This is a genomic window from Microvirga sp. jy35 (genome assembly GCF_056148915.1).
Genome location: NZ_JBWBEW010000077.1, coordinates 1 through 9,721, shown reverse-complemented (window position 1 = coordinate 9,721; position 9,721 = coordinate 1). Strand labels below are relative to the sequence as shown.

Below are 9,721 nucleotides of genomic sequence, written 5' to 3'. Positions count from 1 at the left end.
CACCTGGACGGCTGATCCGGATGAAATCATCGCCGCCGTCAGGCGTGGGCACCAAGCGTTAGATTCGATCCACTAGTGCCGGGCTATGTGCTCTCTTGGTGACATGGCCATCCGGCATAGCCGGCGCCGGCAGGTTCAAGCCATTTAATGGGGCGTCCCACGATGTTCCCTCGGGAAAGAGAAAGGTAGCCAATGGCGATCCCAGGGCTTCCTCCGCCTGAACGCGCCGGCGCTCTGTCAGTCCTTCGTCCTCCTGCAGATCGAGGTACATCGTGTAGACGGTCAGCACGGTGTCCTCTGGTGCCCAAGGAGCAGGTGTTGAGCGCAGGAATATGTATTCGAAAGGAGGCGTCTCCAAGTCACTCAAACCCCGGTTGACCCCACTGGCGTAGGCGTCCAGGACTAAGCGCTCTTCCGCAGTCATTGCAGCCAGCACTGATCTGGCGCGACTGCGGAAGCGGTGCAGGCGATGCTGACGATCCTGCGTCAGAGCAGCGGTTCCAGCCAACTCCGCGAGTTCGCCGGCGGCAAGACGGCGCTGGCCATCCATCTGAAAGAAGCGTTCCTGAGCGTGGAGGTAGCCTAAGATCCAAGCGAGGTCCGCACGCGTCCGTCGAGTGAGTGTCGGCACCCCGTGGGCATCACGCGTCACAGCAACGGGAGCAGAGAGATCGGATGCCGTGACGGTGCCTTCCAGGAGCGGAAGGCTGGAGCGCAACTGCGCGTAAGCCCAAGGGCTCACAGACAGGATTACAACAGTGAGCGTCCCCACCGCCGCGATAATCCAGCGTGACCAAGGTCGTTTCAGCACAGGGCTTCGAGCAAACCCATGGGCTCACTCCTGCAATAGACGAGACATAACGCTAAGAGGAAAATCGAGGCGAATTCTTGGTTGGGATGTCCTTCCGAGGTCGAGGGAGGCTGGACCTTCTCCGAGCCTTAGCAGCATTCAGCTGTGATGTCATCGCTCCGTGCTGGCGCAAGTTCTGCATCCGTATTGGCTAGGCAGGGCCGATCCCGTGCCCCTCCCGAGGGGCTTGTCAGGGGAGGATTGCTGCTCTCAAGCTTAGGTCTCGGGCGTGCCAAGAGAAGACGCTCAAGATTTACAACATTCCGAATCCTGAAGCCTCCAAGGTGAATGGTTTGAAGCTTATGAACGGGCAGGCACGAGTCTGGTGTGTCCCTGAGTAACATTTCAGATCGCGTTCCATACAGCGTGTATCATTATTACGCGCTCCACGCGCCATACAGTTTTGTGCTTGATGTCTGCTCTTCGAACGGGATGTCATAAGCGAGCGCCAGTCGGATCACCTGCGCCATTCTCGGGGAAATACCATCGAACTGCTCAAGCTGGTGCGCTTTCGCCCTGAGCTGGTCCACGGTCTGGATGTTCTCTCTTCGCAGCACCTCCCACGCGATGGGAGGAAGATAGAGACCCTCAATGGATCCTGGGCAGGTGTCATAAACATGCGGCATAGGACGCTCCTAAGCCTTGCAGGTGGCAGGACGTTCAACTCTCAGCCGTCGGCGACTGATCATCCAAGCCGGCGATAGCCTGTTGAAGGTCTCTGCCGAACATACCACCAACACGAGTCCATAAACAGTCCATAGATCTCTTATCGGAGATTCCGGACGATCTTCTTACGCTCGCGTAATGCCGCGTTGCGGAAATTGGCTTTGCGATTAGGTCCCGGTTGAGCTAGGTAAATAATCCGCGGCTGTCACGCGCAACAAAGAACAGGCTCCTCATAGCAGTCCGCTGGACACGCCCGGTATCGTGGTCTCTCTGAATGCTTCCTGTCGCGCACTATCCGTTCCGGCATTGAGCTCCGCTACCAGAGTGCGAAGACGAACGAGATTGATCGGGAGTAGCACCAGATGGAGGATCAGGACCGGCAGATATACACCCATCGCCCCATACCCGATAAAACAGACATTCGCCGCGAGCGCGAGGATGCGCATGGGCACCATCGACCGCTGGGCGAAGGTCGCAAGTGTTAGACCGGAGGCGGCATAGCCAAGAACGTCAACCCAGCTCAGCATCATGGCAGTTGTCCTTGTCAGTTGGGCGAAGTGTTCCCTTTCCGGGCCCCCGCTTTCGACTCAGGTGCTATGTGTGCAGGGCGCTCCCTGTATTGTTTGGATTCCTTCACTCTGAGTGAGCGACGTGACCAGCGAGCATCCTATGATGGTCCGCTCCGCTCGCTCACGACTCTCAGCTGGAATGGATGAGAGTAGGATCTGTTCGTCGGTGTTGCTCCAGTCTCTCGCGGTGCAGCGGCAAGGTCGGCGTGCTCTGTTGAAGGCACGGGAGCTTCGAGAACCGTCTGGGCCGCTTTGAACACAGCGCGCTTCCAGGCAGTGAGGCCTAGGATCACTAGGCAGCAGAGCGTGTTAGCGGCGAAGACCGCCGCCATGCGCCAGTCATCCACCACAAGAACCGCATAGACGACGGTGGAGAGATGGGACACACCGAACAACGCCCATGTGGTGTAGGAGATGGCGGTCGCGCCTTGCGTGTCGCGACCGATCTTAACGATCTGCGGCAAATAGGCGAATACCCGAGCCGTGTTGCACAAGGTGAACACGCCCAGAGCGGCATCGGCTGGCGTGATCGGCATGATCAATCATCGAGGTGGATGCTGAATGGGCAATACGAGATGACCTCCCCGCGGGTTTCGAGGATCTTCTGTGCGACTTTGTCGAGTTTGGCGGCCCCGAAGCGCTCGTAGAGATTAGCTATGGAGAGTTGGGGCTCTGATACATAGCTGCGGCCAACGAGATGCAGCGCAGCGGCTCCTTCGTCCGAGCCGAACTTGTTTGCGAAGTACAATCCGTGGCACCGGCAGCTGGGCACGACAGCCTCGGAGATCGTTCTGCATTCCGCTTCGCTATCAAACGCCGGCTCGGCGGCCTGCACCCCAGACAGCGAGAGAGTCATACCAAGAGCAGCAATTATGAGCGCACGTTCCATTTGCTCGGCTCCTTCCGATGTCAGCACAAGTACGCAGCAACGTTCAGGATCGCCCATATGCGCGAAAGCCAGCCTGCTGATCAGGGATGATCGGCTTCATCAAGCCGCTACGAGTGACTTTACGTGCAAGGCTGTCTTCGCCTCCGAGCGCCTCAGGCTCTGCGCAGAGGCACGAGGAGGTTCGGGAAAAAGCAATCAGTTGGCGATCTGAAGGTGGGATCCCCGTCAGCGCCCACGCCGACTCAACCAATGAACTCAGTTTACTCTTTGGCCTAAAGTTGGCAATACCAAAAACACTCCAGAAGCGGCTAGCTACTGTATTTGTCTAGTTTCTTGAGCGACTAAGAACAAATCCAGTTGCTCAGCATTCGGCAGAACATCAAAAACCCCGATCTCCATGCATACGATGGCTCCGCAGGCGGCGGCCTGCCGGAGGCACTCCGGCAACGGCCGACCTTGGAGCAGCCCGACAGCGAGACCTGCCGTGAAAGCATCGCCTGCTCCGAGGGTATCGATGGGTTTGACCGGAAAGGAGGGCTGGTGGAGCGGCGGGGCTCCCCTCTGGTAGGCGATTGCGCCTTCGCTGCCTAACGTCACTACGATCAACTCAGGGCCTCGCTCCAACAGCGTGGCGGCCATGCCATCCAGGGTCTTTAGCGATCCTTGTCTTCCAAAGCCAAAGGCCTCGGCGAGTTGGGCGGCCTCAACCTGGTTGAGGACGAGAACTGACGTGTGCTCAAGCATGCGGGGGGCGATACGGCGAAAGGGCGAGGGGTTCAGCAAAGTCCGAACACCAGCATCCTTAGCCAGAGCAAAGGCTTCCAGGATTGGCTCATCCCCGATCTCGAACTGAGCGAGCACAAGGTTGGCCTCTCGCACCGCCTGTTCCGCTGAGCGGATATCCTGTGCTGACAGGAGCAGGTTGGCGCCAGGGCAGACCGCAAGGCAGTTCTCGCCGTGCGAGTTCGTAAAGCCAATGCCACTCCCCGTTTTTGCGTCCACCTGGCGCAACATTGCGGCTGAGAGCCCAGCTTGTGCAAAGGCCGACAGTGCCAGTTGCGAGAACAGGTCAGTTCCAATAGAAAATATTCCGTCGACTTTCGCTCCTAGACGGTGTGCCCCAAGAGCCAGGTTGAGCCCCTTGCCTCCAGGCTCGGCCGTGAACGCTTCGGCTCGCAGGGACTCGCCAGGCCGGGGGAGATGGGGGACCTTGGCGCTGCAGGCGACCACAAAGCTGCCGAGAACAAAGAGTGAAGCAGATTGGTCCATGATAGAATAAGCCATTGTGAAAAAGCAGAAGCAGCCGCCAAAACAGCGCGCGACAGGCGGACCGCACAGTGTAGACGCGCCCGCACCTGCAGCCCAGATCCCCCAGACGGGGAGGTCAGCCGAGAGGCCGCTGCTGTCCGATCTCGTGCAGTTGCGGAGCGACACGGCAATGCCGCTGTACCAACAACTCGAACAGCAGCTTGAAAGCCTGATCAGGAACGGAACCCTACCCACCGGCACCGTCCTGCCGGCAGAGCGCCAGCTTGCGGAGAGTTTGGGGCTGAGCCGGGCAACTGTCCAGCGCGCCTACCACACTCTTCGGCAACGCGAACTGGTGGTGGCACAAGGCCGGCTGGGCTTTCTGATCCACGGCGCTAGTCCGCGGCTGCATCCTGGCATGGACCGACTCAAAGGCTTCACGGAGGAAATGCGCCTTCTTGGCAAGGTACCGTCGTCCCGCATTCTGGAGCGCAAGGTGGTGAGCGACAGGTCGATTGCTTCGATCTTCGGCCTGCCCTCCCCGGCCCGCTTTCTCAAGCTCGTGCGGGTGCGCTATGGCGACGGCTTGCCGTTGTCGCGCGAGGTGGCGTGGTACAATCTGTCAGCAGCCCCGGATCTGGAGCACGGGGATATGTCGGGATCTGTATACGCCTATCTGGCGGAGCGCTGTGGGGTCCCACTCATCTACTGCGATCAGACGGTCGAGGCCACAATGCCGAACGAGGAAGAGCGCGAGATCTTCGGGTTTGCTCAACCGCTCCCGTGCCTGCTGATCAAGCGTCGCAGCTACACACATGATGACGTCATGATGGAGTATGTAGAGGGGCTGTTCCGAGGTGATACTTACAGCTACCGGCTCAGGCTTGGCACGTAACAGCTGCGCTCCCCCTCCGGAAGGAAGTCCTAAACACCCTTGTTTGACACCGCGCATAAACAAACGAATGCGGTCTGGACCACAGCGGACACCAATTATCGAGCGAGCTTGGGAATGACTGCTCCGGGTCATCCGAGAAGATTACGAACGCCTGGGAATGTCTGCTGTCCCATTTGTCAGCAGACATTCGGCCTACTTCCGAGAAGTGCCATGAGGCGACCTTCCGGGATTTCGGATCAATTTCGCGGGAGGCCGTTTATGGAGCGGTCAAAATTGTGAGCGGAGCGGAATAGGCGTAGCCTGAACACAGCATCGGCCTCCATCGCGGTTCCCCGCGCTCCAGCCAAGCGCCAGACCGCTTTGCAAGGGAGGGTCACATGTTGGCGCGCTTTGTTCAGATTGCTCTCGTTGCCCTCAGCTTGGGCCTATTCCTCGGAGTCGCACGGGCTGGGGAGCCCTTCGTCCCAAGCTGGATCAAGAACGATCCGGCAGCCAAGACAGCGGCGATGGAGATCGTGGCAGACTGGAACCAGGTCGCCCGCTACGCCAAGGACAACATCCGCACCGACATCATCGATTTCAACGGCTATTGGAGCGGCAATCTCACGATTATCGTGCCGACCGGCTGGTCGGTGAAGATCGAGTTTATCAACGGCTCCCAGTCGTTCCGGCACAGTCTGATGGTGACCAGGGTGTATACCCAAGCGGAGATGCCGGTGAAGCTGCGGCCGGAGGATGCAATCTGGGGAGCCTACACTGATCCCCCAGAGGGGATCTACACCAACGAGAGGCGGCAACTCAGCTTTGTGGCGCAGCAGTCCGGGAGCTATTTCCTGGCCTGCGCCAGACAGACCCACCTCATGGACGGCCATTGGATCGGCTTTGAAGTAAGGGACGACCTCCGGCAAGCCGCGTCGGTCGTCCACGAAGACAAGCTCCCTCCAGAGCAGCCTCCAGGGCGTCCATAAGAGGTGGATAGCGCTTGCGTAACTGTATCCGGAATTTCCGATAACGCCCAGTATGGAACGCGAAGAAGAGCCCCGGCGGGCAGGACCGGCTCTGTCGTCAGCGTTGACGCTGCCCGTCACCAGGCGCACGATCGAGGTCTGTGATGGTCGAGCACGGCGCTTGGACTCCCGAAGTTGCCCGCGCTCCCCACGGGCAAGGCCTCGGGCATACTCCCCCGAGGCCTTCGCCGTATTCGGCCGCGAGTTGAAGGAATTGCACGCTCAACAATCCGCGCGACCGTCCTTGTCGAAGCGCACAAGCCCCTTACAAGCCCCTAGCGAAACCGTGCGAATGAAACTCGTCGGAACCGGCTGCTCGGCATCCAGCATACACTCGACCAGCGTGCCATTGGGATGAAACACAATCGGATGCCCCGCCGCACAGGCGATAGCGATGGAGTACCGACCCTCATGGTTCGGGTACGCTATGGCCCGTTCGCGCAGCGTGCAGCCTTGCGGCACACGCTCGACGCCGTTGGTCTTTGGCCCCGTACAGTTGATGAGCGTCTGCTCGGCCCATGAGCCGTCTATCACCGAGGAGAAGCTGTAGGTTTCAGCATGGGCAGCACTCGCTGCCATTACTCCAAGCAAACCAAGTAAAACCTGTCGCATGGAACCCTCCCGCGTGTTGCGGACCTCGATCCTACTCCTGATTAAGGGTCCTGTCGTGCGCATGAGCAAAACGGCTCGCGTAATTCGCACAATTGTCACTAGGGAACAGACTGGATACGGCCTTCACGAAAGGCAAATGCGGGTTCAACAATCGCCGTCGGGTTCGGCGGAAGGATGGCACAGAAGGTTGCAGAGCCCATCTCGAAGGCAGGCCCGGTCCGCCCGCACCAATGCCCCCCGTCTGTTTCACCCGTGTCACCCCGTAGTGCCCGATACTGGATCGTGTGATCTGGCACCCAGATCCACCGTCCCTCGACGAACATCTGCACCCCGGTGGGCCTCACCCGGTAGGGGGAGGGCGACAATCCCCGTCATCGCAGCAATCCCTTCCGGCTTTGTCCTTCAGAGGCGAGTAGATGTCGTGAGCTTCGGTGGTCGGCTCAAAGCCGACGAAGAGCAGGGCCGCCAAGAGGCCAAGCTTGAGAGACATAGGCCGCTCTCCCTCGTGACGGGCCGGCGGCGCTCATCAGAGCGTCGGGAACGCTAGTCCTCTCATTTTTACTCCTGAATGAGGGTCCTGTCGCGCCTACCCGTAAAGCCGCGCAATTTGACGCGCGCTCTGCGGACGATCTTCCCATGTATGCAGGAGGCTGGTAGAGCACCAGTATATAAAAAGCATCGCCTGGGGCACAGATGAAAGCATACGACAATACCGCGAAGGCGAAGCATGATCAGGCTAAGCAACGAAGCCTGGAAGCTATAGACGCCCGGCTGGCACGTCACGAAAAGGTAACTCGGATCATTCTACTATTGGTTGTAATTTTGGCCGGGCTGTCTCTTGCCCTACTGGCTACTCATCTCTTTGACCACCCGATCTAATCACAAAACAACTCTGCAGGGGCCTATCATGGATTACTATAGCCAGCCGCAAAGGCTCGCCCACCTATGCAATGAGGCGCTTGATCAACCTATGACCGAGGCCGAGCGCAAGGCGATGATCGCTGCCGCTGCCCGGAAAGTTGAAGAGTTGTTCGACATCCTGCGGATCGACCATCACAACGACCATAACACCCGCGACACGCCCCAGCGCGTGGCCAAGATGTATGTTGAGGAGATCCTGGAGGGCCGCTACACCGCCCCGCCCAAGATCACCGAGTTCGACAACGCCCAGGCCTATGATCAGCTTATCGTCACAGGTCCCATTGAGCTACGCTCCATGTGCGCGCATCACATGATGCCGATCTATGGCGCGGCTTACATCGGCATTCTGCCTTCCGCAGACGGCAAGATCATCGGCCTGTCCAAGTACGACCGGATCGTCGCGTACTTTGCTTCTCGGCTGCAGATCCAGGAGGAGCTGGTCAAGCAGATCGGCCAGTACATCATGGACATGACCTCCCCCCGTGGGCTGGCCGTGCGCATCAGTGCGGTGCACATGTGCAAGACCCAGCGCGGGGTGCGCGCCAGCCACCGCAGCCGCATGGTCAACACCTACTACTGGGGCGAGATGGCCAGCGATACCGCGCTGAAGGGCGAGTTCCTGCAGGAGTGCGCTACCCTGGATCGGACAGGGTCATAAAAGGTCTGCCGCACCCGACTGCCCCCCGCTCTCCCTTGAGGCTTTCTGATCATGCGCTCGACCTGGGATCGCGTCCGTCACGCCATCAGCTTTGAGCTCGGCGGCCTTGCTCTTGTGTCCCCACTCGGCGCGTGGGCCTTTGACCTGCCGATGGCTGACATCACCGTGGTCCGGATTGCCTGTGCCATGATCGCAACGGTTTGGACGTACGTCTACAATTTAGCTTTTGACACCGTGCTGCAGCGTCTGACCGGCGGAACCGGGAAGAGCATCCCCATGCGCGTTTTGCAGGCGGTTCTGTTTGAGTCAGGGCTCTTGGCCATGCTGACGCCTTTCATGGCATGGTATCTCGGCATAAGCCTTCTCCATGCCTTCCTCATGGATGTCGCGTTTGCCTTGGCCTTCGTCCTCTACGCGTTCGTGTTCAACTGGGCTTACGATTGTGTGTTCAGGACCCCTGCGGGGCAGGGGCCGGCGAGATCAAAGCCGAGTTCCGCAAGGAATGCGCCAAGTTGGATCGCAGGATGGATGAAGGGCAAGCCGGCCTGAGATGGTATGACGGAGGTCACGCCATCTGACATGCCTCGACAACGCGCTAGGCAGCAAGGGTGCTGCCCGCCGGGCTCTCGCCGCGATAGATGCAGCCTTCCGTCGAACCGGGCATGCCGCGCTTGAGCTCGACTTCCTCAAGGTTGGGGAACCGCTCCTTCACGAGTCTCCAAATGTAGGTGGTGACATTCTCGAGAGAGGCGACGCCAATGTCCGGGTTTAGATCCAAGTTGCCATGATCCAGGCCGGACCCATGCTCACCCTTGATTTCCTTGATGTAGTTCTCGACATCGTAGAGATTGACCGGCCAGCCATAGACGTCGTCGACGGCTCCGCCGAAGGTGAACTTGACGATGAAGGTGTGCCCGTGCAGCCCGGAATAGGGAGCCACCGAGTGAGCGGCTTCGAATGTGAACTCGCAATAGGTCTTCATTCAACTTGCCCCTAGAGCCTGTTTTCTTTTCATCGGCTAGAAGCACTGCCATCCAGCCGGTTGAGATTTCCCTATCATGACCAACTCTCACCAGCAAAGGCCGCATTCCATACACGGCCTTCCGCGAAACTCGCCTGGGGCGCAGCAAAGCGCCCTAACCGAGGGTTAATGCCGACCTCCGGTTAGGGCGCCTGTAGTCCCAGCTGAGGGAGTCGGTGGATCTCAGCCCAGGTGTCGGCGGAGGGTAAGGTCCTCGCCTTGATCGGGCTGATACACGACGCGCCCGGTGCACGCATCTTGAACAGCCAAGGTAAATAATCCGTGGCAACAAGCGCATTCCATTCTGGCAATTACGCGAAATTCGCGTGTTCATATAACGCTAACCCTCGGGTCTAAAGAGGCGCATACTGACGGCCCTTGAGAG

12 protein-coding genes are annotated in these 9,721 nt (G+C 59.1%); 4 read left to right on the top strand and 8 right to left on the bottom strand.

Translation table 11 applies throughout. The features are described 5' to 3' along the window. Nucleotides 1-58: 58 nt before the first annotated feature. From AC0QTX_RS26625 to AC0QTX_RS26600, 6 genes are all read right to left on the bottom strand, one after another. On the bottom strand, nt 59-652 hold the full coding sequence (locus AC0QTX_RS26625) for a penicillin acylase family protein (RefSeq protein WP_474606808.1): 594 nt from the start codon (nt 650-652) through the stop codon (nt 59-61). 575 nt (nt 653-1,227) lie between these two features. Beyond that, entirely contained in the window at nt 1,228-1,476 is a 249-nt protein-coding gene (locus tag AC0QTX_RS26620; RefSeq protein WP_474606807.1) for a hypothetical protein, read from the bottom strand. A gap of 270 nt (nt 1,477-1,746) precedes the next feature. Further along, the gene (locus tag AC0QTX_RS26615; RefSeq protein ID WP_474606806.1) at nt 1,747-2,046 is read right to left on the bottom strand and encodes a hypothetical protein; all 300 of its coding nucleotides are present in this window, start codon (nt 2,044-2,046) and stop codon (nt 1,747-1,749) included. Nucleotides 2,047-2,183: 137 nt separating this feature from the next. Further along, nucleotides 2,184-2,621 (bottom strand): hypothetical protein, encoded by a 438-nt coding sequence (locus tag AC0QTX_RS26610; RefSeq protein ID WP_474606805.1) that lies wholly within the window; start codon nt 2,619-2,621, stop codon nt 2,184-2,186. Nucleotides 2,622-2,623: 2 nt separating this feature from the next. Then, nucleotides 2,624-2,974, bottom strand: a complete 351-nt coding sequence (locus AC0QTX_RS26605; RefSeq protein ID WP_474606804.1) for a hypothetical protein — start codon at nt 2,972-2,974, stop codon at nt 2,624-2,626. Nucleotides 2,975-3,286: 312 nt separating this feature from the next. After that, nucleotides 3,287-4,243 carry a ribokinase gene (locus tag AC0QTX_RS26600; RefSeq protein ID WP_474606803.1) on the bottom strand — a complete coding sequence of 319 codons (957 nt, stop codon included), beginning with the start codon at nt 4,241-4,243 and terminating at the stop codon, nt 3,287-3,289. Between the two features lie 16 nt (nt 4,244-4,259). On the opposite strand from AC0QTX_RS26600, the gene AC0QTX_RS26595 reads away from it, so the two are divergent. Both AC0QTX_RS26595 and AC0QTX_RS26590 read left to right on the top strand, forming a co-directional pair. Beyond that, entirely contained in the window at nt 4,260-5,117 is an 858-nt protein-coding gene (locus AC0QTX_RS26595) for a GntR family transcriptional regulator (RefSeq protein ID WP_474606802.1), read from the top strand. A 377-nt stretch (nt 5,118-5,494) separates the two neighbouring features. Continuing rightward, the gene (locus tag AC0QTX_RS26590) at nt 5,495-6,085 is read left to right on the top strand and encodes a sulfocyanin-like copper-binding protein (protein WP_474606801.1); all 591 of its coding nucleotides are present in this window, start codon (nt 5,495-5,497) and stop codon (nt 6,083-6,085) included. A 261-nt stretch (nt 6,086-6,346) separates the two neighbouring features. Here AC0QTX_RS26590 and AC0QTX_RS26585 read toward each other — a convergent pair whose 3' ends face one another. After that, nucleotides 6,347-6,736, bottom strand: a complete 390-nt coding sequence (locus AC0QTX_RS26585) for a hypothetical protein (protein WP_474606800.1) — start codon at nt 6,734-6,736, stop codon at nt 6,347-6,349. 907 nt (nt 6,737-7,643) lie between these two features. Between AC0QTX_RS26585 and folE the strand changes: the two genes are divergently transcribed. Both folE and AC0QTX_RS26575 read left to right on the top strand, forming a co-directional pair. Then, nucleotides 7,644-8,315, top strand: coding sequence for a GTP cyclohydrolase I (gene folE / locus AC0QTX_RS26580; protein WP_474606799.1), 672 nt, complete (start codon nt 7,644-7,646; stop codon nt 8,313-8,315). A gap of 51 nt (nt 8,316-8,366) precedes the next feature. Then, the gene (locus tag AC0QTX_RS26575; RefSeq protein ID WP_474606798.1) at nt 8,367-8,864 is read left to right on the top strand and encodes a PACE efflux transporter; all 498 of its coding nucleotides are present in this window, start codon (nt 8,367-8,369) and stop codon (nt 8,862-8,864) included. 46 nt (nt 8,865-8,910) lie between these two features. On the opposite strand, the gene AC0QTX_RS26570 is transcribed toward AC0QTX_RS26575, so the two are convergent. Beyond that, the gene (locus tag AC0QTX_RS26570) at nt 8,911-9,297 is read right to left on the bottom strand and encodes a 6-carboxytetrahydropterin synthase (RefSeq protein WP_474606797.1); all 387 of its coding nucleotides are present in this window, start codon (nt 9,295-9,297) and stop codon (nt 8,911-8,913) included. Nucleotides 9,298-9,721 lie beyond the last annotated feature (424 nt).

Coding starts and splice junctions, on each gene's coding strand:
- AC0QTX_RS26620 (WP_474606807.1), bottom strand. CDS start 1,476: ATGCCGCATGTTTATGACACCTGCCCAGGATCCATTGAGGGTCTCTAT.
- AC0QTX_RS26615 (WP_474606806.1), bottom strand. CDS start 2,046: ATGATGCTGAGCTGGGTTGACGTTCTTGGCTATGCCGCCTCCGGTCTA.
- AC0QTX_RS26610 (WP_474606805.1), bottom strand. CDS start 2,621: ATGCCGATCACGCCAGCCGATGCCGCTCTGGGCGTGTTCACCTTGTGC.
- AC0QTX_RS26605 (WP_474606804.1), bottom strand. CDS start 2,974: ATGGAACGTGCGCTCATAATTGCTGCTCTTGGTATGACTCTCTCGCTG.
- AC0QTX_RS26600 (WP_474606803.1), bottom strand. CDS start 4,243: ATGGACCAATCTGCTTCACTCTTTGTTCTCGGCAGCTTTGTGGTCGCC.
- AC0QTX_RS26590 (WP_474606801.1), top strand. CDS start 5,495: ATGTTGGCGCGCTTTGTTCAGATTGCTCTCGTTGCCCTCAGCTTGGGC.
- AC0QTX_RS26585 (WP_474606800.1), bottom strand. CDS start 6,736: ATGCGACAGGTTTTACTTGGTTTGCTTGGAGTAATGGCAGCGAGTGCT.
- folE (WP_474606799.1), top strand. CDS start 7,644: ATGGATTACTATAGCCAGCCGCAAAGGCTCGCCCACCTATGCAATGAG.
- AC0QTX_RS26575 (WP_474606798.1), top strand. CDS start 8,367: ATGCGCTCGACCTGGGATCGCGTCCGTCACGCCATCAGCTTTGAGCTC.
- AC0QTX_RS26570 (WP_474606797.1), bottom strand. CDS start 9,297: ATGAAGACCTATTGCGAGTTCACATTCGAAGCCGCTCACTCGGTGGCT.